Source organism: Cereibacter sphaeroides 2.4.1, assembly GCF_000012905.2.
Classification (GTDB): Bacteria; Pseudomonadota; Alphaproteobacteria; order Rhodobacterales; family Rhodobacteraceae; genus Cereibacter_A; species Cereibacter_A sphaeroides.
Map to the genome: position 1 here is coordinate 528,208 of NC_007493.2, position 22,051 is coordinate 550,258.

At 69.3% G+C, this 22,051-nt stretch carries 24 protein-coding genes; 9 read left to right on the forward strand and 15 right to left on the reverse strand.

What is annotated here, in order from left to right; genetic code table 11:
* Positions 1 to 20: 20 nt before the first annotated feature.
* Positions 21 to 1,061, reverse strand: a complete 1,041-nt coding sequence (gene pyrC, locus RSP_RS02630; protein WP_011337087.1) for a dihydroorotase — start codon at positions 1,059 to 1,061, stop codon at positions 21 to 23.
* A gap of 144 nt (positions 1,062 to 1,205) precedes the next feature.
* Here pyrC and RSP_RS02635 point away from each other — a divergent pair, with 144 nt between their 5' ends.
* The 6 genes from RSP_RS02635 (at position 1,206) to RSP_RS02660 (ending at position 8,381) form a co-directional block, all read left to right on the forward strand.
* A complete protein-coding gene (locus tag RSP_RS02635) occupies positions 1,206 to 2,120 on the forward strand; it encodes an AAA family ATPase (RefSeq protein WP_011337088.1) in 915 nt (304 codons plus the stop codon).
* Between the two features lie 104 nt (positions 2,121 to 2,224).
* A complete protein-coding gene (locus RSP_RS02640) occupies positions 2,225 to 3,421 on the forward strand; it encodes a vWA domain-containing protein (protein ID WP_011337089.1) in 1,197 nt (398 codons plus the stop codon).
* Positions 3,422 to 3,550: 129 nt separating this feature from the next.
* The gene (locus tag RSP_RS02645; RefSeq protein ID WP_002722889.1) at positions 3,551 to 3,970 is read left to right on the forward strand and encodes a hypothetical protein; all 420 of its coding nucleotides are present in this window, start codon (positions 3,551 to 3,553) and stop codon (positions 3,968 to 3,970) included.
* A 214-nt stretch (positions 3,971 to 4,184) separates the two neighbouring features.
* Positions 4,185 to 6,290: an OmpA family protein gene (locus tag RSP_RS02650; RefSeq protein WP_011337091.1), complete on the forward strand. Its 2,106-nt coding sequence runs from the start codon at positions 4,185 to 4,187 to the stop codon at positions 6,288 to 6,290.
* 115 nt (positions 6,291 to 6,405) lie between these two features.
* Positions 6,406 to 7,377 carry an XdhC family protein gene (locus RSP_RS02655; protein WP_017140080.1) on the forward strand — a complete coding sequence of 324 codons (972 nt, stop codon included), beginning with the start codon at positions 6,406 to 6,408 and terminating at the stop codon, positions 7,375 to 7,377.
* Positions 7,377 to 8,381 (forward strand): molybdopterin-binding protein, encoded by a 1,005-nt coding sequence (locus RSP_RS02660; protein WP_011337094.1) that lies wholly within the window; start codon positions 7,377 to 7,379, stop codon positions 8,379 to 8,381. Before RSP_RS02655 ends, RSP_RS02660 begins: the two co-directional genes overlap by 1 nt.
* A gap of 71 nt (positions 8,382 to 8,452) precedes the next feature.
* Here the strand turns inward: RSP_RS02660 and infC are convergent, their stop codons facing one another.
* A complete protein-coding gene (infC, locus tag RSP_RS02665) occupies positions 8,453 to 9,064 on the reverse strand; it encodes a translation initiation factor IF-3 (RefSeq protein ID WP_227590622.1) in 612 nt (203 codons plus the stop codon).
* 98 nt (positions 9,065 to 9,162) lie between these two features.
* On the opposite strand from infC, the gene RSP_RS02670 reads away from it, so the two are divergent.
* Positions 9,163 to 9,798 (forward strand): hypothetical protein, encoded by a 636-nt coding sequence (locus RSP_RS02670; RefSeq protein ID WP_002722898.1) that lies wholly within the window; start codon positions 9,163 to 9,165, stop codon positions 9,796 to 9,798.
* A 113-nt stretch (positions 9,799 to 9,911) separates the two neighbouring features.
* Here the strand turns inward: RSP_RS02670 and RSP_RS02675 are convergent, their stop codons facing one another.
* The 6 genes from RSP_RS02675 to cobA form a co-directional block, all read right to left on the reverse strand.
* Positions 9,912 to 10,718 (reverse strand): ferredoxin--NADP reductase, encoded by an 807-nt coding sequence (locus RSP_RS02675; RefSeq protein ID WP_011337097.1) that lies wholly within the window; start codon positions 10,716 to 10,718, stop codon positions 9,912 to 9,914.
* Positions 10,719 to 10,780: 62 nt separating this feature from the next.
* Positions 10,781 to 11,188 (reverse strand): DUF934 domain-containing protein, encoded by a 408-nt coding sequence (locus RSP_RS02680; protein ID WP_011337098.1) that lies wholly within the window; start codon positions 11,186 to 11,188, stop codon positions 10,781 to 10,783.
* Positions 11,185 to 11,940, reverse strand: a complete 756-nt coding sequence (locus RSP_RS02685; RefSeq protein WP_009563863.1) for a phosphoadenylyl-sulfate reductase — start codon at positions 11,938 to 11,940, stop codon at positions 11,185 to 11,187. Before RSP_RS02685 ends, RSP_RS02680 begins: the two co-directional genes overlap by 4 nt.
* Entirely contained in the window at positions 11,930 to 13,600 is a 1,671-nt protein-coding gene (locus RSP_RS02690) for a nitrite/sulfite reductase (protein ID WP_011337100.1), read from the reverse strand. The genes RSP_RS02685 and RSP_RS02690 overlap by 11 nt, the downstream gene beginning before the upstream one ends.
* A 26-nt stretch (positions 13,601 to 13,626) precedes the next feature.
* Positions 13,627 to 13,932 carry a DUF2849 domain-containing protein gene (locus RSP_RS02695; RefSeq protein ID WP_011337101.1) on the reverse strand — a complete coding sequence of 102 codons (306 nt, stop codon included), beginning with the start codon at positions 13,930 to 13,932 and terminating at the stop codon, positions 13,627 to 13,629.
* Positions 13,929 to 14,693, reverse strand: a complete 765-nt coding sequence (gene cobA, locus RSP_RS02700) for a uroporphyrinogen-III C-methyltransferase (RefSeq protein ID WP_011337102.1) — start codon at positions 14,691 to 14,693, stop codon at positions 13,929 to 13,931. Before cobA ends, RSP_RS02695 begins: the two co-directional genes overlap by 4 nt.
* A gap of 142 nt (positions 14,694 to 14,835) precedes the next feature.
* Here cobA and RSP_RS02705 point away from each other — a divergent pair, with 142 nt between their 5' ends.
* Positions 14,836 to 15,297 (forward strand): Lrp/AsnC family transcriptional regulator, encoded by a 462-nt coding sequence (locus tag RSP_RS02705; RefSeq protein ID WP_002722912.1) that lies wholly within the window; start codon positions 14,836 to 14,838, stop codon positions 15,295 to 15,297.
* Positions 15,298 to 15,467: 170 nt separating this feature from the next.
* On the opposite strand, the gene RSP_RS02710 is transcribed toward RSP_RS02705, so the two are convergent.
* From RSP_RS02710 to RSP_RS02725, 4 genes are all read right to left on the reverse strand, one after another.
* Positions 15,468 to 16,649, reverse strand: a complete 1,182-nt coding sequence (locus RSP_RS02710) for a cytochrome P450 (protein ID WP_011337103.1) — start codon at positions 16,647 to 16,649, stop codon at positions 15,468 to 15,470.
* A 328-nt stretch (positions 16,650 to 16,977) separates the two neighbouring features.
* Positions 16,978 to 17,715: a triose-phosphate isomerase gene (gene tpiA / locus RSP_RS02715; RefSeq protein ID WP_011337104.1), complete on the reverse strand. Its 738-nt coding sequence runs from the start codon at positions 17,713 to 17,715 to the stop codon at positions 16,978 to 16,980.
* 111 nt (positions 17,716 to 17,826) lie between these two features.
* The gene (locus RSP_RS02720; RefSeq protein WP_011337105.1) at positions 17,827 to 18,183 is read right to left on the reverse strand and encodes a HesB/IscA family protein; all 357 of its coding nucleotides are present in this window, start codon (positions 18,181 to 18,183) and stop codon (positions 17,827 to 17,829) included.
* Positions 18,184 to 18,266: 83 nt separating this feature from the next.
* A complete protein-coding gene (locus tag RSP_RS02725; protein WP_002722920.1) occupies positions 18,267 to 18,629 on the reverse strand; it encodes an SUF system Fe-S cluster assembly protein in 363 nt (120 codons plus the stop codon).
* Positions 18,630 to 18,916: 287 nt separating this feature from the next.
* Between RSP_RS02725 and RSP_RS02730 the strand changes: the two genes are divergently transcribed.
* The gene (locus tag RSP_RS02730; protein WP_011337106.1) at positions 18,917 to 19,720 is read left to right on the forward strand and encodes a hypothetical protein; all 804 of its coding nucleotides are present in this window, start codon (positions 18,917 to 18,919) and stop codon (positions 19,718 to 19,720) included.
* A gap of 269 nt (positions 19,721 to 19,989) precedes the next feature.
* Here the strand turns inward: RSP_RS02730 and RSP_RS02735 are convergent, their stop codons facing one another.
* The 3 genes from RSP_RS02735 to RSP_RS02745 all read right to left on the reverse strand — a co-directional run bounded on the left by RSP_RS02735 (position 19,990) and on the right by RSP_RS02745 (position 21,938).
* Positions 19,990 to 20,340 (reverse strand): DUF982 domain-containing protein, encoded by a 351-nt coding sequence (locus RSP_RS02735; protein ID WP_011337107.1) that lies wholly within the window; start codon positions 20,338 to 20,340, stop codon positions 19,990 to 19,992.
* 33 nt (positions 20,341 to 20,373) lie between these two features.
* A complete protein-coding gene (locus tag RSP_RS02740; protein ID WP_011840461.1) occupies positions 20,374 to 20,580 on the reverse strand; it encodes a cold-shock protein in 207 nt (68 codons plus the stop codon).
* A gap of 617 nt (positions 20,581 to 21,197) precedes the next feature.
* On the reverse strand, positions 21,198 to 21,938 hold the full coding sequence (locus tag RSP_RS02745) for a Crp/Fnr family transcriptional regulator (RefSeq protein WP_011337109.1): 741 nt from the start codon (positions 21,936 to 21,938) through the stop codon (positions 21,198 to 21,200).
* Between the last annotated feature and the right edge of the window lie 113 nt (positions 21,939 to 22,051).

Genomic DNA, 22,051 nt, shown 5'->3' on the forward strand with positions numbered 1-22,051 from the left:
CCGCCTGCGGCGGGAAGGGGTCAGGGTTCGACGTGCCACAGAAGCGGGAAGCCGGGATCGAAGACCGTGACCGGCCCGGCGCCCGTCTCGATCTTGCCGGGCAGCGCGAGAGCCGCCCCCTTGCGCAGGGTGATGCGCTCCTCGTTCGCCGGCAGGCGGTAGAAGGCGGGCCCGTGGAGCGACACGAACCCTTCCAGCCGGTCGAGCGCGCCCTCCTCCTCGAACACATGGGCGAGGATCGAGAGCGTGTTGGGGGCGGTGAAGCAGCCCGCGCAGCCGCAGCCGCTCTCCTTGGCCGCATCGACATGCGGCGCGCTGTCGGTGCCGAGGAAGAAGCAGGCCTCGCCCCCCGTCGCGGCAGCGCGGAGCGCCAGCCGATGCGTCTCGCGCTTGGCCACCGGCAGGCAGTAGTAATGCGGCCGGATGCCGCCCGCGAGGATGTGGTTGCGGTTGATGATCAGGTGATGCGTGGTGAGCGTGCCGGCCATGTCCGGCCCCCCGCCGCGCACATAATCGAGCCCCTCCCGCGTGGTCACATGTTCGAGCACGACCCGGAGCCCCGGCGTCGCGCGCCGGATCGGATCCAGCACCCGGTCGAGGAACACGGCCTCGCGATCGAAGATGTCCACGGCCGGATCCGTCACCTCGCCATGCACGCAGAGCGGCAGGCCGATCTCGGCCATGGTCTCGAGCACGCCGCGCACCCGGTCGAAGTCGCGCACGCCCGAGGCCGAATTGGTCGTGGCCCCCGCGGGATAGAGCTTCACCGCCGTCACGAGGCCCGAGGCCGCCGCCGCGCGCACATCGGCCGGATCGGTCGTCTCGGTCAGATAGAGCACCATCAGCGGCTCGAACCGCGCGCCCTCGGGCAGGGCGCGCAGGATCCGGGCCCGGTAGGCCTGGGCCTCCGCCGCGGTCACCACCGGCGGCACGAGGTTCGGCATCACGATGGCGCGGGCGAAGTGCCGTGTGGTTTCGGGCAGCACCCCCTCCAGCATCGCGCCGTCGCGCAGGTGGAGGTGCCAGTCGTCGGGGCGGCGCAGGGTCAGGCTCTGGGTCATGCCTGCCGCCTACTGCAAAGGGCGGGCCTTTTCCAGTGAGTCGCGCAAGCCCCCGCCGCTCGCGACCTTGGTCGCAGACCGCGGCCCCGCGCTTGACCCGGGCGGCGCGGCCCGCCACCTTCGGCCCATGACCGGAGTGCCGCCGTGACCCAATCCCTGCCCGCCTCGATCAACGCCGCCGCAGCTCTCCTCGCGGGGCAGGGCTATGTGAGCGACCGGGCGCTCTCGACCGTCGTCTTCCTGTCTCTGAAGCTCGGCCGGCCGCTCTTTCTCGAAGGCGAAGCCGGCACCGGCAAGACCGAGATCGCCAAGGCGCTGGCCGCCGCCCTCGGGCGCCGCCTGATCCGGCTGCAATGCTACGAGGGGCTCGACGCGGCCTCAGCCGTGGCCGACTGGAACTTCGCCGCCCAGATGATCGCGATCCGCACCGCCGAAGCCGCGGGCGGGGCCGACCGCAGCGCGCTCCGCACCGAGCTCTTTATCGAGGAGTATCTGATCGAGCGCCCGCTCCTGCAGGCCATGCGCCCCCAGCCCGGCGGCGCCCCGGTCCTGCTCATCGACGAGCTCGACCGCACCGACGAGCCGTTCGAGGCCTTCCTGCTCGAGGCGCTCTCGGACTTTCAGGTCACGATCCCCGAACTCGGCACCATCCGCGCGCCCGAACCGCCGCTCGTGATCCTCACCTCGAACCGGACCCGCGAGGTGCATGACGCCCTCAAGCGCCGCTGTCTCTATCACTGGGTGGATTATCCCGATTTCCCGCGCGAGGCCCGCATCCTCGCCGCCCGCGTGCCCGAGGCACAGGAGCGGCTCAGCCGCGAGATCGTGGCCTTCGTCCAGCGCCTGCGCCGCGAGGATCTGTTCAAGCGCCCCGGCGTGGCCGAGACGATCGACTGGGCCAAGTGCCTGCTCGCGCTCGACGTGATCGAGCTCTCGCCCGAACTCATCGCCGACACGCTGGGGGCGCTCCTGAAATATCAGGACGACATCCAGAAGATCCAGGGCTCCGAGGCGCGCCGCCTGCTCGACGAGGCCCGCCGCGACCTCGCCCCGGCATGAGCCTCTTTCAGTCTGGCGCAAATATCCTCGGGGGGGCCTCCGGCCGCGGCCGGAGGCGCGGGGGGCAGACAGCCCCCCGGCGCGGGCGGGGACGGAGCTGAGACATGGAGTTTGAGGCCCCTGCCGACGGCAGCCTTGCCCGCAACATCCTGTGGTTCGCCCGCGCCCTCCGCAAGGCGGGCCTGCCCATCGGATCGGGCCGGATCGCCGATGCGGTCCGCGCGGTCGAGGCGGCGGGCTTCACCTCGCGCGAGGATTTCTACTGGACGCTCCACGCCTGCTTCGTCTCCCGCCCCGAGCATCGGGCGGTCTTCGCGCAGGTCTTCCGCCTGTTCTGGCGCGATCCGCAGTTCCTCGAACAGATGATGAGCCTCCTCCTGCCGCAGCTCCGTGGGGTGCAGGAGGACCGGCCGCCGGAGCCGGCCGAGAAACGTGCGGCGGAGGCGCTTCTCGACGGTGCCGAGCGTCCCGAGCGCGCGGCCCCCGACCCCGAGGGCAGCCTGATCGAGATCGACGCCTCCGACACCGCCTCGGGCGAGGAACGGCTGCGGCGGCTCGATTTCGAACAGATGTCGGCCGAAGAGATCGCGGCGGCCCGGCGCATGCTGGCGCGCCTGTCGCTCCCCGTTCCGCCGATCCGCTCGCGGAGGCTTGTCGCCGCGGCGGGCGGGCCGCGGGTCGATCTGCGCCGCACGCTCGCCCGCGCCCTGCGGCAGGGCGGCGAGATCCCCGCGCTCGCCCGCCGCCGCCCGGCGCTGCGCTGGCCGAACCTCGTCGTCCTCTGCGACATCTCGGGCTCAATGTCGCTTTATTCACGGCTGGTGCTGCAGTTCATCCATGCGGTCGCGAACCGGAAGGGTCAGGGCTGGGCGCGGGTCCATGCCTTCACTTTCGGCACGCGCCTGACGAACATCACCCGTCACCTGCGCCGCCGGGATGTCGATGCGGCGCTGGCCGCCGCCGGAGCCGAGGCGCAGGACTGGTCGGGCGGCACCCGCATCGGCGAATGCCTGCACATCTTCAACCGCGACTGGTCGCGCCGCGTGCTGGGGCAGGGGGCGGTGGTGCTTCTCATCACCGACGGCCTCGACCGGGGAGACCCGGCGGCGCTCTCGCGCGAGATGGAGCGGCTGCATCTGTCGGCGCGCAGGCTGATCTGGTTGAACCCGCTGCTGCGCTGGGAGGGCTTCGCCCCGCGCGCCGGCGGCATCCGCGCCATGCTGCCCCATGTGGACAGCCTGCGCGCCGCTCACTCGGTGGCCTCGCTCGAGGCTCTGAGCGAGGCACTTTCGCGGCCCTGAGGGCCCCCGATCACACATCTGTTATCTCCGTCTCTCATACGCCGGGGGAACGCAGTCGGCGCCGGTCGGTTGATGCGCCATGCAGATCCGATGCCGAGAGGCCGAGATCACAGAGAGAAAGGACAGACGATGACCTTCAAACTGCTCCAGACCACCGCCGCCCTGTCGCTCGGCCTCTTCGCCCTGCAACCGCTTGCGGCTGCCGCGCAGACGACGACCGAAGACTGCATTCCGAGCGCCAGCGTGACCTGCCCGCCGGGGGCCTCTTCGGTCCCGGGCACCGAATCGCCCGGCGGCACCGATGACTCGACCGCTGCCGCGCCGGTGGATTCGACCTCGACCGGCGGCGGCGCCTCGGGCAGCACCTCGACCACGCCGATGGTCCCGGGTGCGGAAGCGCCGGACGGCACGGACGATTCGACCGCTGCCGCGCCCGTCGATCCCAGCTCGACCGGTGGCGGCCTTACGACCGAGGGTATGGCACCCAGCGTTCCGGGCACCGAATCCCCGGATGGCACCGACGACTCGAACGCCGCCGTTCCGCAGTAACGTCGGGCCTCTCAGAAGCCTTACTCCTGCCGCCGCCCGATTGGGCGGCGGCTTTTTTCATTCCACGGGCAAAGGCCCTTCGGGCGCCGGTCCAGCACTGGCATCTGTCCGCCTGTCGCTGCGCCGGACGGAACGAAAACAGGGGCAGACGGTTCTCAAGCAGCATGAAAGGTCCGGTCGCCAAAACCCGGATCAAGGATGAAAGGATTTTCCGATGAAGAGCCGTCTTATGACGACCACGGCTGCGCTGTCGGTCGCGCTTTCCACTTTCCAGCCGCTGCCCCTGATGGCGCAGGATGCCAACAAAGCTGTCTGCGCGCAGAACCCCGACCTGTGCCCGCCCAGGCAGAAGCGGGGCGAGGGTGCCCAGAAGCGCAAGGAGCAGGAGCAGGCGAAGGAGAGGCGGAAGGAAGAGCGTCCCGCCGCGCGTGCGGCTCAGGAGGAAGAGGGCGCGGCTGCCCGCGCGCGCCGTGCCAACCGCGAGCAGGTGGAAGAGGGCGGTCAGGCGCGCCGGCCTGCAGCCGAGCAGGACGCTCCCGCCCGGGGCGACAAGGCGCGCGCCCGCGCGCGTGACAGCGAAGACGGCGCGGCGCGTGCCCAGGCGGAGGGGAATGCGGCCGACGACACCCGCCTCCTTCAGGAGGGGAACGGTCAGGGCGATGCGGCTCGTCCGGCCAAGCGGGCGCGCCCGGCCGAGGAAGAGCGCCCTGCCGACCGCGAGCGGGCGGGTGACCGCGCCCGCGCGGCCGAAGAGGGCGGCGCTGCCCGGGATGCCGTCCGCGCCGGCGACGAGCGCCCGGCCGCCGGTGCCGAAGGCAGGAAAGCCCAGACCCGCGAGGCCTCGCCGGACGGTGACGGCCCGGATGCCGAGGAGCTGCGCCGCAGGCTGCAGGGGGAGGCTCCCGCCAAGGACCGTCAGGCGCGCGGCGACCGCGATGGCGGCGCGGCGGCCGATGAGGAAGGCGGCAGGAACGCTGAAGCCCGCGGCGACGGGCAGGCCCGTGATGCCGAGGGCCGCGATGCAGAGCGCCCGCGCAACCGAGACGCGGAAGGCCGCGATGCGGACCGCGAGCGCAACCGCAACGCCGAAGACCGCACCCGTCCGGCCGATGCCCAGGCCCGCGACGGCCAGGGTCGCCAGCAGGCCGGAGACGAGGCGCGGCGCGCCCGTCAACAGCAGCCCGAGCGCGAGGAGGCGCGGAAGTCGCTGGCCCGCATCCTCGAGAGCGAGGATCAGGGCGAGGAGTCTGCGGCTGCGGCGGCCGCCTCTGCCGAGGATGCGAGTGAGGCTGCCCGCGAGGCGCGGCGTCAGGCCAATCGTGCGGAGCGCATCACCGAGGAGAACAGCCGCTCCAGCAACGAGGAATTTCGCACGCTGCTGAACGGCAACCGCGACAAGAAGAATGACGACGACGACGATGAGGGCGGCCTCTCGAACTTCGAGAAGTTCGGCCTGCTCGCGCTCGGCGGTCTCGCGGTGGGGACCCTGCTCAACAACAACCGCGGCGAGGTCGTCTCGAACAGCGGCGACCGGGTCGTCGTGCAGCGGTCGGACGGCACCTATTCCGTGCTGAAGGACGATGACACGCTGCTGCGTCGTCCGGGATCCGAGGTGGTGACGCAGTCCTTCGACGACGGCTCGACCCGCTCGGTCGTGACCCGCGCCGACGGCACCCAGATCGTGACGATCCGCGATGCGTCGGGCCGCGTGCTGCGCCGGACGGCCGTCGACGGTCAGGGCCGCGAGGTCATGCTGATCGACGATCTCGAGTCTTACCAAGCTGTCGATGTCTCGCGTCTGCCCGAACCGGCGCCGGTCTACAGCTTCGTCCAAACGCGGGACCAGCGAGACCTGCGGCAGGCTCTGGAACAGACCCGCACGCGCGATCTGGACCGGACCTACAGCCTGCGCCAGATCCGGGAATATCGCGAGGTGCGCGCGCTCGCTCCGGCGATCGACGTGGACCAGATCACCTTCGACACCGGTTCGGCCGCCATCGATCCCGACGAGGCCGAGAAGCTCGCCTCGCTGGGCCAGACGATCGCCGACATGATCGCCGAACGTCCCGAGGAGGTGTTCCTGATCGAGGGCCATACGGACGCCGTGGGCGATGCTGCATCGAACCTCGCGCTGTCCGACCGGCGGGCCGAGTCGGTGGCGCTGGCGCTGACCGAGTATTTCGACGTGCCGCCGGAAAACATGGTCGTGCAGGGCTACGGCGAAGAGGATCTGCGCGTCGACAGCGACGGGCCGGAGCAGCGCAACCGCCGCGTGGCGGTCCGGCTCATCACGCCGCTGATGCAGACGGCGTCGAACTAAGCCGGCGGGGGTCTGCCCCCGTCGCCTGCCAGCCTCGGGCCGCCATGCCACCTTTTGGCACTGGCGGCCCCTCCGTGCCCCGTCGCATGATCGCTGAAACAACGGGGAGGCAGCCTTGGCCGGCCACGACGATATACCCGAACTTGCGCTCGACTGGCACCGCGCGGGTCGAGCGCCCGTGATTGCCACGGTGCTCGAGACCTGGGGCTCGGCGCCGCGGCCCGCGGGAAGCCAGCTCGTGATCGCGGACGATGGCGAGATGATGGGCTCGGTCTCGGGCGGCTGCGTCGAAGGCGCCGTCATCGCCGAGGCGGCAGAGGCGCGGGCCGACGGGCGCCCGCGGGTCCTGACCTTCGGGGTGTCCGACGACGAGGCCTTCGCAGTGGGCCTTGCCTGCGGCGGCACGATCCGCGTGCTGGTCGAACCCGTGGGCTCCGCCCTGCCGGAGGCCGTTCTCGCCGATCTCGTGGCGGCGCGTGCGGGCCGACGGCCGGTGGCGCTGGTCTTTCACCCTGAGACGGGCGGGCATCGGCTGGCCGGCCCCGAAGAGGCGTCCGTGGCGGCCCGGCTCAGGTCCGACCGGTCGGGACTGGAGGAGGACGGCCGCTTCATCGGTATCCACAATCCGCCCCTGCGTCTGATTGTGGTGGGGGCGGTCCATATCGCCCAGCCGCTCGTGGCCATGGCCCGGATCGCGGGCTACGGGCCCACGCTCATCGACCCGCGCAGCGCCTTCGGATCCGAGGCGCGCTTCCCGGGCGAGACCATTCTCGACGCCTGGCCCGACGAGGCGCTGGCCGGGCTCGCCCCCGACGCGCGGACGGCGGTGGTGACGCTCACCCACGATCCGAAGCTCGACGATCCGGCGATCCTCGCCGCCTTCGACAGCCCCGCCTTCTACATCGGCTGCCTCGGCTCGCCGCGCACCCACGCGAAGCGGCTCGACAGGCTGCGAACGGCCGGCGTGCCCGAGGCGCAGATCGCGCGCATCCATGCGCCGGTGGGGCTCGACATCGGCGCGCGCAGCCCGGCCGAGATCGCGCTGTCCATCCTCGCCCAGATCACCGAGCGGCTGAGGCGCGGCTGATGCGCTTCGGAGCCGTTCCGCTCGACGAGGCGCAGGGCGCGGTCCTCGCCCATTCCGTGGCCCTGCCCGGCGGGCGGCTGCGCAAGGGCCTTGTGCTCGGTGCCACGGAGATTGCGGATCTGGCGGCGGCGGGGCATCGGGAGGTCATGGCGGCCCGGCTCGACCCGGGGGACGTGCCGGAGGATGCGGCGGCGGCGCGCCTCGCCCAGGCCCTCGTGCCCGACGAGCGGACGTCGTTGCTGGCGCGGTCGTCTGCCTTCACGGGGAGGGTCAATCTCAATGCCACCTTGCCGGGGCTGGTAATGCTCGATGCCGGCCGCATCCATGCGCTGAACCGGATCGATCCGGCCATCACGCTGGCGACGCTGGCGCCTCTGGCGCGGGTCGAGCCGGGAATGCTCGTGGGCACGGTCAAGATCATCGCCTATGCGGTGGAGGAGACGGCGCTGGCGCAGGCCGAGGCGCTGGCACGGGGCGCACTCAGCGTCCTGCCGGTGGTGCGTCGGAGCGCGGGGCTCCTTTTGACCGAGGTGCCGGGGCAGGAGGCGAAGCTCGCGGCCAAGGGCCGCCGCGCCGTCGAGAAGAGGCTCGCGGCGCTCGGGATGGAGCTGGCCGGGGTGGAGGTGACGGCGCACGAGACGGGGCCCATGGCCGAGGCGCTGGCACGGCTGCCGGGCGAGATGCTTCTGATCCTGACCGGCTCGGCCACTTCCGACGTGCGGGATACGGGCCCCGAGGCGCTCCGGCATGCGGGAGGCGAAGTGGCCCGGTTCGGAATGCCGGTCGATCCCGGCAATCTCCTCTTTCACGGACGGCTCGGTCCGCGCCCGGTGATCGGGCTGCCCGGCTGCGCCCGCTCGCCGGCGCTTAACGGAGCGGACTGGGTGCTGGAGCGGCTGGCCTGCGGTCTCGAGGTCGATGACGCGGCGATCGCCGCCATGGGGGTTGGGGGGCTTTTGAAGGAGATCCCCCTCCGGCCCCAGCCGAGGGAGCGGCGGGCGTGAGCGTCACTGGCGCCCGGACATGAAGAAGGGGGCCGCCGGCCCCCTTGCTTCGGCTCATCCGAGGTGGCGCCTCATTTCGGCGCGATCATCATCACCATCTGGCGGCCTTCGAGTTTCGGCATCGCCTCGACCTTGCCGGCCTCGGCCTCCGAGACATGGGCCGCGACGCGGTTCAGAAGCTCCAGACCAAGCTCCTGGTGCGCCATCTCGCGGCCGCGGAAGCGCAGGGTGACCTTCACCTTGTCGCCTTCGCTGAGGAATTTCAGCACGGAGCGCATCTTCACATCGTAATCGTGGGTATCGGTCCCGGGACGGAACTTGATCTCCTTGATCTCGATGATGTGCTGCTTCTTGCGGGCCTCGGCCTCGCGTTTCTGCTGCTCGTACTTGAACTTGCCGAAGTCCATGATCTTGCAGACCGGCGGTTCCGCGTTCGGCGAGATCTCGACAAGATCAAGACCGGCCTCTTCGGCCATCATCATGGCACGGGAGGGGGTGACGACTCCGATGTTCTCGCCATTGGCGCCGATCAGTCGGACCTCGGGGCAGCGGATTCGCTCGTTGACACGGGGGCCCGTTTCGCGTTGCGGCGGGGCGTTGTGGGGTCTGCGGGCTATGGTGGCGTTCCTTGTGCAGTTGGCAATTGTGCGGCGCAAAATAGTGTCCCGGCCGTTGCCTTTCAACCGAATTCGGGCAGGCAGCAGGGGCTTTGCGGGGAACGGGGTGCGGCATGGCGACGTTTTCCCCTGCAGCCGGAATGGCGTGGCTGGAGGGAGCTGGAATGAACAGGATTGCGATCATCGTCGGGCTTGTGCTGCTCGCGGCAGCGGGCTTCGGCTGGTACCAGTATAGCTACCTGCCCGATCAGGAAGCGGCCGAAGCCGCCCGCGTGGCAGAGGAAGATGCGGCGCGCGCCGCCGACGAGGCGCGGGAGGCGGCGGAGGCCGCCCGCGAGGAAGCCGCGGCCGCGGCCGAAGAGACCGAGGATGCGGCGGCGCAGGCGGCCTCCGACGCCGCGGCTGCCGCCGATGCGGCCACCGCCGCCGCCTCGGATGCCGCCGCCGCCGCGGCCGCCGCCACCGAGGAAGCCGCGCGTACCGCCGGTGAGGCCGCGTCTTCGGCGGCGGATGCAGCCGTCGAGGCTGCGAAGGAGGCCGCCGCCGCGGCGACCCTGGCCGCCCGCAACGCAGCCGACGCGGCGGGCGAGCTCCTGCCCGAGGATCTGCTGCGCGTCGAAACCTTCGACCGGGCCCGGGTCGATGCGATGATCGACAGCTCGGACCTCGATCCCTCCACCAAGGAGCGGCTGAAGAACACGATCGACGCGGCCCAGTCGACGCCCGAACTGCTGGGGCCGGCGCTCGAGACGGTGCGCACCTCGCTCGGCTTCGCCCCCTCTGCGGCAGAGGCGGACTGAGGCCGGTGCGCGCGGGAGCCCTGAGCGCGAAGGTCAGGGCTGCCGTTCACGAAGCGCGAAATGCAAGACCGCCGCGCGGGGTCCGCGCGGCGGTCTGGGTTGTCTCGGCGATCTTAGATCCCGTCGCCGACGAAGGCCTTCTCGACCACATATTGCAGCGGTTCCGAGTTCGCGCCCTCGCGCAGGCCGAAGCTCTCGAGCACGGTCTTGACGTCGAGGTTGAACTGGAGCGAGCCGCAGACCATCGCGCGGTCTTCCTCGAGGTTCATCTTCGGCACGCCCAGATCCTCGAACACCTTGCCCGAGCTGAGGTTGTCGGTGATCCGACCCATCCGGTCCGAGGTCTCGCGCGTGGTGGTGGGATAGTAGAGCAGCTTGTCGCCCACCATCTCGCCGATCAGCGGATCGTCCTTCAGGCTCTCGACCAGTTGGCGGCCATATTCGAGCTCGGCCTGCTCGCGGCAGGTGTGCATCATGATGACCTGCTCGTAGCGCTCGTAGGTCTCGGGGTCGCGCATCAGCGAGGCGAAGGGCGCGATGCCGGTGCCGGTGGCGAGGAACCAGATCCGCTTGCCGGGCAGAAGCGCGTCGAGAACGAGCGTCCCCACCGGCTTCGGACGCAGGATGATCTGGTCGCCGGGCTGGATATGCTGGAGCCGCGAGGTCAGCGGACCGTCCGGCACCTTGATCGAGTAGAATTCGAGCTCTTCGTCCCAGTTGGGCGAGGCGATGGAATAGGCGCGCATGATCGGCTTGCCGCGCTCGTCGAGCAGCCCGATCATCACGAACTCGCCCGAGCGGAACCGCAGCGACTGCGGACGGGTCACGCGGAAGGAAAAGAGACGGTCCGTCCAATGCTGCACCGAGGTCACGGTCTGCGCATCGGGCAGGGTCTTCACAATGGCGGCGTTCTGGTTCATGGCTCGGTCCCCTTGGTCCGCTCTTTCAGTAAAACTTCGCACCCCGCGAAGAAAGGCCGGAATCAGCGCTTAAGCTGCGACTGATAGTCATGGTTTTGCCAGTCGGCGCGAAAGAGCCATTGATCCTCGGGCTGACGGGCGGCGAGATCGTCGGGGATTTCCACCTCGTCGAAGCCGGAACGACGGGCCATGGCATATTGATCCGCGATGAGCGGCCCATGCGCGCGCAGCCGCCCGCGGTAGCCCATCCGCCGCAGCCGCTTGGCAAGCGTGAAGCCCCGCCCGTCGCTGAAGGAGGGGAAGGCGATGCGGATGAGGCCCAGCTGCTCCAGCCGGTTGCCGAGGCGCGCCGGATCGTCGGTGTTGGTCAGATCGACGGCCTCGGCCCCGTCTTCCAGCGCCTCGAGCGATGCGATCGCCCCCGGCCAATCGTCGGCCGCGAAGCCCTTGTCGGTGACGATGACGCTCATGCCGCGTCCTCCTTGTTCACGGGTCCGCGCACCGCGCGGCCGTTGATGAAATGGATGCCGCATTCGGTCTTGGCGCTGCCGCGCCAGCGGCCCGCGCGGGGATCCTCTCCCTCGGCCACCGGCGAGGTGCAGGGCTCGCAGCCGATCGAGGGATAGCCCCTGGCGACCAGCGGATGACGCGGCAGGTTGTTGTTGACGATATAGTCTTCCAGATCCTCGCGCCCCCAGTGGGCGAGCGGATTGACCTTGATGCGCCGGTCGTCCTCGGCCTCGAAGAACTCGACCGCCGCCCGCGTGCCGCTCTGGTAGCGCTTGCGGCCGGTGATCCAGCCATCGAAATGCTTGAGCGCCCGTTCGAGCGGCTCGACCTTGCGCACCGCGCAGCAGGCGTCGGTGTTGTAGCGGTTCAGCGTCCCGTCCGGATCCTCGAAGGCGATCCGCGGCTGGGTCGCCCGGATCGTGCGGATGTCGCAGAGGTGCAGCGTGTCGGCCAGCTCGCGCTGATAGTCGAGCGTCTCCTGAAACAGCATCCGCGTGTCGATGAAGATCACCGGCGTCTCGGGCGCGATGACCGAGACGAGATGCAAAAGCACGACCGACTCGGCCCCGAAGGAGGAGACAAGCGCCACCCGGCCCAGATCCGCATCCTTCAGCGCATGTTCGAGCACGGCCGTCGCGCCGTGGTGCTTGTAGCGACCGTTGAGCGCCGCCACGCGCTCGGCGACCGGGGCCTGGGGAACCTCACGCAGCATCCTGCTTGCCTTCCGCCTCATAGAGCGCCGCCTTGAAGGGCGCATGGCCCACGCGCCGCAGCGTGTCGAGGAACGTCTCGGAGGGCTCGCTGCGGATCTCGAGATAGGCGCGCACGATCCGTTCGACGGCGGGCACGATCTCGTCGTAGGCGAAGCCCGGGCCGGTCTTCTCGCCGATGGCCGCCGTCTCGGTGCCGTCGCCGCCGAGCGTGATCTGGTAGTTCTCGACGCCGGCGCGGTCGAGGCCGAGGATGCCGATATGGCCGACATGGTGGTGACCGCAGGCATTGATGCAGCCCGAGATCTTGATCTTCAGCGGGCCCACCTCATGCTCGAGATCGAGCGTATCGAAGCGCGTGGCGATCTCCTGCGCGACCGGGATCGAGCGGGCGGTGGCCAGCGCGCAGTAATCCATGCCGGGGCAGGCGATGATGTCCGAGATGAGCCCCACGTTGGCCGTGGCGAGCCCCGCCTGCGCCAGCGCCGCATGGACCGCCGGAAGATCGGCCTTGTGGACATGCGGCAGGATCACGTTCTGCTCGTGGCTGATGCGCAGCTCGTCATGGCCGTAGCGTTCGGCCAGATCGGCCATGACCCGCATCTGCTCGGCCGTGGCGTCGCCGGGCGTGGCCCCGTGCGCCTTCAGGCTGATCGTGACGATGGCGTAATCGGCGTTGCGGTGGCGGGCAAGGTTGGTGTCCGCCCAGGCCCGGAAGATCGGATCCGCCCGGTAGAAATCGTCATAGGCGGCGGTCGGCGCCTGCCGGAAGGCGGGCGGCGCGAAGGCCCGTTCGATCTCGGCCAGAAGCGCCATGTCCTGCCCGCCGAACTCGGCGCGGGTCTCGAGGAACCGCTCCTCGATGATCTCGCGCAGCGGCTCGAGCCCGGTCTCGTGGACTAGGATCTTCACCCGCGCCTTGTATTTGTTGTCGCGCCGGCCGAGCTCGTTGTAGACGCCGAGGATGGCCTCGACATAGGGCAGCAGGTCCGCCTTGGGCAGGAAGTCGCGGACCACGCGGCCGATCATCGGCGTCCGGCCGAGGCCGCCGCCCACGATCACCTCGAAGCCCGGCTCTCCGTCGGCGTTGCGCACCATGCGCAGGCCGATGTCGTGCGACTTCGTGACCGCGCGGTCGTTGGGCGAGCCGGTGATGGCGATCTTGAACTTGCGCGGCAGGAACTGGAACTCGGGATGGTCGGTCGACCATTGGCGCAGAAGCTCGGCCACCGGGCGCGGATCCTCGATCTCGTCGGCGGCGGCGCCGGCGAAATGGTCCGCCGTCACGTTGCGCACGCAGTTGCCCGAGGTCTGAATGGCATGCATCCCGACGTCGGCCAGGGCCGAGAGGATCTCGGGCACGTCGCCGAGCTTGGGCCAGTTGAACTGGATGTTCTGGCGCGTGGTGAAATGGCCGTAGCCCTTGTCCCACCGCTCGGCGATCATGGCGAGCTGGCGCATCTTGCGGCTGTCGAGGGTGCCGTAGGGGATCGCCACGCGCAGCATGTAGGCATGGAGCTGCAGGTAGAGTCCGTTCATCAGCCGGAGCGGCTTGAACTCGTCCTCGGTGAGCGAGCCGTCGATGCGGCGGCGGACCTGCTCGCTGAACTGGGCGACGCGGGTGCGGACGAAGGCTTCGTCGAAGTCGGTGTAGCTGTACATGGCTGCCTCTTCCCGGACCGGTGGCGTCAGAGCGCCGCCGCCTCCTGCTTGCCGTGGCGATAGTTCGAGGGGCCGCGCGTGCGGAAGACCTCACGGAAATGGATGGGCTCGGGGCCGTCGGGGCCGGCCTTCGCGTCGGCAAGATAGGGGCCCACCACCTCGGCCTTGCGCGCCGCCGCATGGAGCAGGCGGAGCTGGGCGTGGGCCTCATCCTCGACCAGTTCGGCCTCGTGGTGATGGCGGGTCCAGCGGTCGTCCGCCGTCAGATAGACGACGTCGCCCTCGAGGAGCGCATTGGCGGTGACGACCTTCGGGATGTAGGGGCGGCTCATGCGGTGGCTTCCTTCAGGAGGGGCAGGGCGGCTGCGGCCCGGCGCGGCGCGAGGCCGTAGAGGACGATGGCGGGGCCGGAGAGGCCGGCTACGGCCTCGGGCAGGGTGGCGAGGGTGGCGGCGACGATCCGTTCGTCGGCGCGGCTCACGTTCTCGATCACCGTCACGGGGGTCTCGGGGTCCGCCCCATGCATCATCAGGCGGCCCTGGATGAAGCGGGCCGACTTCTTGCCCATGTAGATGGCGGCGACCTCGCCCACCCGGGCCAGCCCGCGCCAGTCCTGCTCGGCGTAGCCCGCCATGTCGTGGCCGGTCACGATCCGCAGCGCCGCGTTGCGCCCGCGCTTCGTGAGGCCCTGACCGATGGCCGCCGCGGCGGCGGCGGCCGTGGTCAGGCCGGGCACGATGCGCCAGCCGAGACCCGCGGCATCGAGCGCCTCGATCTCTTCGTCGAGCCTACCGAAGATGCCGCTGTCGCCGGACTTCAGCCGCACCACGCGGCGCCCCGACGCGGCATGGTCCACGATCAGCGCGTTGATCGTCTCCTGCGGGGTCGAGGGGCCGAAGCCCTCCTTGCCCGCCTCGATCCGGAGCGCCTGCGGCGGGATCAGATCGAGGATCTCGGGCCCGACCAGCCGGTCATGGATGACGACCTCGGCCTGCGTCAGCGCCCGGCAGGCGCCCATGGTCAGGTGGTCGATGGAGCCGGGGCCGGCGCCGACGAAGATGACCTGTCCGGGGGCGGTGAGCGGGTTCAGCATCCTTGCCATCCATTGCTGGGAGTTCGCCGCCCAATCTAGGACATTTTCCCCCTTGGATGCCATATCCGCTTGCAGATAAGGAAGATCGTTCCGTATGCTGCGGCGGATGGAACCTGGTTCCGCAGGAAGGGGAGTTGCGCGGATGGCGGTCCGGCTGGACGAGATGGACAGGAAAATCCTTGCCGAGCTGCAGGCGGACGCGAGCCAGTCGCTCGATGAGATCGCGCGCAAGGTGGGCTCGTCGAAGACGCCGGTGTGGAATCGCATCCGCCGGATGCGCGAGGCCGGGGTGATCCTGCGGCAGACGGCGCTCCTCGATGCCGAGGCGCTGGGGCTCGAGGCCTGCTTCTTCGTGCTGATCCGCACCTCCGAGCACGAGGCCGAGTGGCAGCGGAAGTTTCTCAAGGCCCTGCGGGAACGGCCCGAGGTGCTCGAGGCGCACCGGCTGGCTGGCGACATCGACTATATCCTCAAGGTCCGGGTGGCCAATGCGCGGGCCTATGACACTTTCTACCAGGCGCTCATATCCGAGGTCCGTATCTACAATGTGACGGCGCTCCTCTCGATGGAGGAGATCAAGGCCACGACCGTCCTGCCGGTCTGACCCGCCGCGCAGGCGGCGCTCTCCGGCGCCGCGTGCCGCCGCCGGCTGCGTCCTGTCGGCGAGCGGGGCAGAGCAGGTGGGGGGAGCGGGAGCCTTGCGACGGAGAGGGCCGGCGCCTCCACCTCTTCCGTGGCCGGCCTCCCTGACGCGGAGAGGGCGTGCCGCCCCGCTCAGGCCGACACGATCAGCCGCTCGAGCCCCCGGAAGTGCCAGCTGTCCCCGTAGGACGGCGGCTTCACCAGCTGCAGGTTGGGCAGCCGCCCGAACAGGATCGGCAGCGCGGTCGCCAGCTCGAGCCGCGCGAGCGGCGCACCGAGGCAGAAATGCAGCCCCGCGCCGAAGGCCAGATGCGTCTTCTCGGGCCGGTTCCAGAGGAAGCGGTCCGGCCGCTCCCAGGGGCCCGGGTCGCGGTTCGCCGCCCCGAGGAGGAGCGCCACCTCGCAGCCCTCCTCGATGGTCCGCCCCATGATCTCGACCCTCTCGTAGGCCATGCGACGGAACAGGTGGAGCGGCGGGTCGAAGCGCAGCAGTTCCTCGACCGTGCCCAGCAGATGCGGCGGCGCAAGCGCCTCGGGCGGCGTGCGGTGGCGCAGCAGGACGGCCGCCGCATTGCCGATGGCATGGACCGCCGCCTCGTGGCCCGCGTTCAGGATTAGGATGCAGGTCGAGACGATCTCGTCGGTCGAGAGCTGCTGCCCGTCGGCTTCGGCCGCGATGAGATGGGTGAGCAGATCGTCGGCCGGCGCGTGGCGCCGGGCTTCGATATGAAGCCGCAGGAAATCCGAGAAGTCGGCGGCGGCCAGCGCCGCGCGCTCTTCCGTCTTGCGGGTGCGGCCCGCCTGATACATGGCAACCATCGCCGACGACCAGCGCAGCAGTTCGGGCGCCAGCGACTCGGGGATGCCGATCAGCCGCGCGATCAGCGTGATGGGCAGGCGCTGGCTGAAGGCGGGCAGCAGATCGAACGGGCCCTCGGGCACCGCGGCCACGAGGCTCTCCGACAGGGCCGCGACCTCGGGCTGCATGGTGCCGATGCGGCGGCTGGTGAAGGCGCGCAGCACGAGGTTGCGCAGCCGCGTGTGGCGGGGCGGCTCGAGCTCCAGCATGGAATGGGCCTCGACCGCCGCGAAGGGCGCGAGATGATCGGGGACGGCTGAAGCCCGTCCGGGGGGCACCTCGCGGCCGAAGCGCCGGTCGCGCAGGATGGCGTTGGCGGCAGCGTAGGAAGTGGTGCAGACGAGCCCCAGCTCCTCCCAGTGGAAGAAGGGTCCGGCCGCGCGTGCCTCGCGATAGAAGCGGTAGGGATTGCGCAGGAAGCGGCGGTCGTGCGGGGATTGGCTCAGGGTCTGCATCGATAGGCGGTCGTCCGGAAGGAGCGGGGCGCACCGCGCTTCTGCGGCGGCGCCCCTATCAGTCCCCAAGGAAGATGGCGGAGGGGCCGCGTCCTGTCCAGTGCCACCGCTCCCGCTTCAAGGCGCTCAAGCCATTCGGAAGACGCGAGAAGATCGTGAGGGGGCCCGCTCATGCCGGAGGGGTCTCCGGCTGCCCGGCATTGCCTGCGTTCCGGGCGCACGCCCGGGTCTCGGGTGTCGGCTGTCAAGGCCCCCGAGCCACAAGCGACCGCTCCCTGGGCGACCGTCTGGAACGGTCCCCTCGCAGCCAGCCTTCGGAGGCCGGAGCTCAGGCGGCCGAAAGGGCCGCCACGATCCCGCCGAAATCCGCGGCCTTGAGGCTCGCGCCGCCGACCAGCGCGCCATCGACATTCGGCACGGCGAAGATCTCGGCCGCATTCGACGGCTTCACCGAGCCGCCGTAGAGCAGCCGGAAGCCCTCCGCATCCGAAAACCGCTCGGCGAGCCGCGCGCGGAGGAAGGCGTGAACCTCGGCGATCTCGGCGGTCGTGGGCGTGCGGCCGGTGCCGATGGCCCAGACCGGCTCGTAGGCGATCACGGTGTTGGCCGCGGTGGCGGCTTCCGGCACCGAGCCCGCAAGCTGTGCCCCGATCACGTCGAGCGTCTGGCCCGCGTCGCGCTGGGCCTCGGTTTCGCCCACGCAGACGATGGCGACAAGGCCCGCGCCCCAGGCCGCTTCGGCCTTCAGCCGCACGAGCGAGTCCGTCTCGCCATGATCGGCGCGGCGTTCGGAATGGCCGAGAATGACGTGGCTCGCCCCGGCATCGGCGAGCATGGCGGCCGAGACGTCGCCGGTATGGGCGCCGGAGGTCTTGGGGTGGCAGTCCTGCCCGCCGACCATCAGGCCCTGCGCCGCGCGTCCCGCCATGCGCGCAACAAGCGTTGCGGGCGGACAGATCAGCATCTCGCAGCGGGGCGACGGATGCGCGGCGAGCAGGGCGTCGATCTCGCCCAGATCCGCCTCGGTTCCGTTCATCTTCCAGTTTCCGGCCGCAAGTTTGCGCATCTTCTTCCCCATCCTTTTCGCGTTGGGGCAAGTGTTAAGCGATTGCGGCAGGCGGGGGAAGCCTCGGGCGCCGTCGCACCCCGGCGGCACCCGGATCGGCGCGTCCGGCTCTCAGGCCTCGGCTTCGCGGAACTTGATCGATTCGCCGCAGCCGCAGGCATCCACGACATTGGGATTGCGGAACTTGAAGCCGGATTCGATCAGCCCGGTCTCATAGTCGATTTCGGTGCCGAACAGGAACATCTGCGCCATGGGCGCGATCATCACGCGCGCGCCGTCCTGCTCGACCGTCTCGTCCATCGGGTTGATGTCCGACACATAGTCCATCGTATATTCCATGCCCGCGCAGCCGCCCTTCTTGACGCCGATGCGCAGACCTTTCGAGCCCTGCTTCTGCATCAGCCGGGCGATCTGCTTCGCCGCGGCGGGGGTGAGGGTGACGGCCTGCTTGCCGGGAATGGAGAACATCGAAGAAACCTCTCGCTGGTCCGAGGGATATGGGCTGCGGAGACGCCCGTCTCAAGTCCTCCGCAGGACGACGGGCGGCCGCCTCACATGAAGCCGAGCTCCAGCCGTGCCTCGTCGGACATCATGTCCATGCCCCAGGGCGGATCGAACGTCATGCCCACGACGACGCTCTTCACGCCCGCGATGGGCTCGACCGCGTCCTGCACCCAGCCCGGCATCTCGCCCGCGACAGGGCAGCCCGGTGCCGTGAGCGTCATGAGGATCTCGACCTCGTTCTCGGCCGAGACGTCGATCGTGTAGATCAGGCCGAGATCGAAGATGTTCACCGGGATTTCCGGGTCGTAGACCGTGCGGCAGGCCTCCACAATGCTGTCGTAGAGCGGGTGGTCGGTCGTCGACGGCTTGATGAGGGGCGCGCCCTCGATCATGTCCTGCTGCTGGTTCATGGGACTCTCGCGCGGTTTGTTGACTGATTATATAGGGAATGCGGGGCCCGAGGTCCAGTGGCGTGAAGGGTCGCTTCCGCCGCAGGCGCCGCGAAAGGCCGCAGGCCGCCCGGCAGCGTTCTCCCTCCGGCGCATGACGAGGCCCGCCGCCCCGACAGGGTCGGAAGCGCAGACCGTGGACCTGTCCTGCAGGCCAGAGCTCGGTCAGGGTCGCGCGCCTGCGTGCTTGACTTCCCCCGCCGGAGACTTCTTCTCGGAGACAGGACGGACAGGCGGCGCGAGGTGACATGCTGAAACAGGTGATCTGCATCAACTGGGGGACGAAATACGGGCCCCGGTTCATCAACCGGCTTTACGCGATGGTGGCCCGGAACATCACGCCCCCGTTCAGCTTCACCTGCTTCACCGACAACGAAGAGGGCATTCGCCCCGAGGTGGATTGCCAGCCGCTGCCGCCGCTCGATTTCGTGATGCCCAAGAACACGAAGGGCAAATGGCCCAAGGCGCGGCTCTGGAGCCCGACGCTCGGCGATCTGAAGGGGCCGGTGCTGTTTCTCGATCTCGATCTGGTCATCACCGGCTCGCTGGACGAGTTCTTCACCTACGGAGACCCGGACAGGGTGATCCTCGCGCGCAACCCCGCCAAGCCCTTCGAGCGTCTCGGTCAGACCTCGGTCTTCCGCTTTCCGGTGGGCAAGCTCGTGGAGTTGCAGCGGATCTTCCTCGCGGATCCACAGGCGGTGGCCGACGAATATCGCTTCGAGCAGAGGTTCGTGACCATGAACGCGCCGGGCGGCGTGGATCTGTTTCCCAAGGCATGGGTCCGCCATTTCCGCTATCAGTGCATGCTGCCCTTCCCGCTGAACCTCGCCCTGCCGCCGCGTCTGCCGCAGGGAGCGAAGATCGTGATCTTTCCCGGAGGCGTGCATCCCGAACATGCGATCCAGGGCGGATGGGTGCGTCGCGAGGGCTGGACCCTCGGGCAGCATCTGAAAGGGCTGGCCGAGCGTCATGCCGACGGCTCCCGCTGGCGGTATCTGCGCCATTACATGCGCCCGACCGGCTGGGTGGCCGACCACTGGAAGGAATGACGGGCGCAGGGGGCTGCCGCGACTCCTGTGTGCAGCGCCCAATGTCCGGCGTGATCGGCACTGACATAATCAACGGGTTAGGAGACAGGTGTCGCGCGCTCTCCGGATCCCTTGCCGTGCGCGGAGGGGCGGGATCCGGCGCTGCGCTGCGTCACCTGAACCCGAAAGCAAGGTCGGCGCGATCGAGCGTGAGGGGCGCTGGAGATGCGCAATATTGCACCGCAGATCCCGTGCGGCATGCGCCTCCGGCGCTTCGGCGCTGTCGGGGATCAGACGAGGGTCCGATGCTCCTGGCTCATCAGATCCTCGGCCACGAAACCTGCGCTCCGGGCGGCAGCGATGAAGGAGCGGCGGGCGCTGCCGACCGAGCCCACGCAATCCATGGCGGCTTCAAGATGATGGATGGCACGCCGCCGCGCGTCATTCTCGACCGGCCATCTACGGCGCAGCCAATATCTCGCCTGTTCGATGGTCGTGAATTTCTGCACGTCCCCTTCCGGAGACACGACGAAGGACAGGGGTTCCCCCCAATGAATTTCGATCAAGTCAGTTCTTTCGGATGAAGAGAACCGCGCAGCCTGACAGGCCGCTGCGGTTCGAATGAAAGCGGGCAGCTTCAAGCCGCCCCGCTTTCCGATCTCAGCAGGCGTCGCTCAGGCGAGAACGAGGTTCGTCGCCGATTCGCGGCCGTTGCGATCACGCTCGAGGTCGAAGCTCACAGCCTGGCCGTCATCGAGTTGCCGAATGCCGGCGCGCTCAAGAGCGGTCACATGGACGAAAACGTCCTTCGAGCCGCCCGCCGGAGCGATGAAGCCGAACCCTTTGGTTGCGTTGAACCACTTCACGGTGCCATTGGCCATCGTGATGTCTCCTGTCTCGTTCGCCACCCGCGTGATGCGGTGGCCTGGCTCAGTTTCGTCAGAGTCGCAACTGAAGCCGTAAGGAAACAGAAGTTCAAAAGAGGATGCTTAGCCCGGTCTTCATGACAGACAATTTCGTTTCACACAAGCCATGGTGGAAAATCGCTCGCCGTAAAGATGCGGGTCCTTTCGGCAGGCGAGGGTGGACCCGGCAGAACCTCCGGGCATCGCGGCCCAATCGAGAGGCGGGCCATGGCGCCGCGCCGGCTCCGAGCTGACGCTCCAGCTGGCTCTGGCTTGGCCTGCGGCATCGCCATGCGGGCGAGGAAGAGCCGCAGACGGGCCCGCTTGCAGCCCGAAGCGGCTCCGTCGGTCAGAGGCGGGCGAAGGTCCGAAGCCGTCCATGCTCAGACCTTCGCGCTCCCTGCCGCACGGGAGAGGCGCTGGCGCGCGGGGCCGCAAGCGGACAGACGCACCTCCTTCGGCGCGCGACAGGATCGACCTGCTGCAGGCGCTTCCTGGGCATCGCTGAAACCTGCTTCATGGCGCACCTCGCCTCGGTCGGATGGGTGGGGTTCGGGCCGCGGGGCCGAAGCCCGATCGCGGCCGGGCAACGCTCACAGCGCACCGCTGAGCAGGGGTTCCTCCTGATCCAGATAGGCCATGTCGAAATCGGCCAGTCGCACCAGCTCCGCCGGGTCGAGGAACTCCGCCTTTCCCTTCTGGAACCTCATCAGGTCCGCCTCCCGAAAGCCGCGAAGCACCCGGTTCACATGGATCGCGGTCAACCCGAGCGCATCGGCCAGATGATACTGCGACAGCGGGCAGTCGAAGGAGGTGGCGGTTGCGAAACCGACGAGCCGCAGCCTCGCGTGGAGTTCGAGGAAGAAATGCGCCAGCCGCTCTCGCGGGCCGCGGCGGCCGACGCCCACCAGATGCTCGACCACCATCGCCTCGTCGCGCGAGGCGGCCCAGAGCACGGCCGCCGCAAGACGGGGCGCGCGATTGAAGCCTCCGACGAGATCCTGGATCGAGACTTCCGAGGCTTCGATCCTCGTCACGGGCATGATGTTGTGATCGGATGTGCGGAACAAGAGCGACCGAAGTCCGAGAAAGTCGCCCGGGATCTGGAAATCGACGATCTGCCGGCGCCCGTCGGGCAGCAGCTTGTAGGACGATGTCCAGCCGGAAGCGAGGACGTAGGCCGAGCGGCGCTCCTGCCCCTGATGGATCACGTCCTGCCCCGGCGGAAAGACGCGGAGGCGTCGGGAGACGGCTTCGAGAACCGCCAACTCGTCATCGGACAGCACGGCAAAAGCACCGAGTTTTCGGGCAAGAGGGCGAAGTTCGATTGGCATGGCGTCCCCGGGCCTTCGCAGTGCGGCTGAGTTCGAAACTATCACGGGGTTGCCCGATCATGCTGCTCTCGATCAGTGCCGGCCTTGCGAACGCTGCCATACTCCACGGGCTC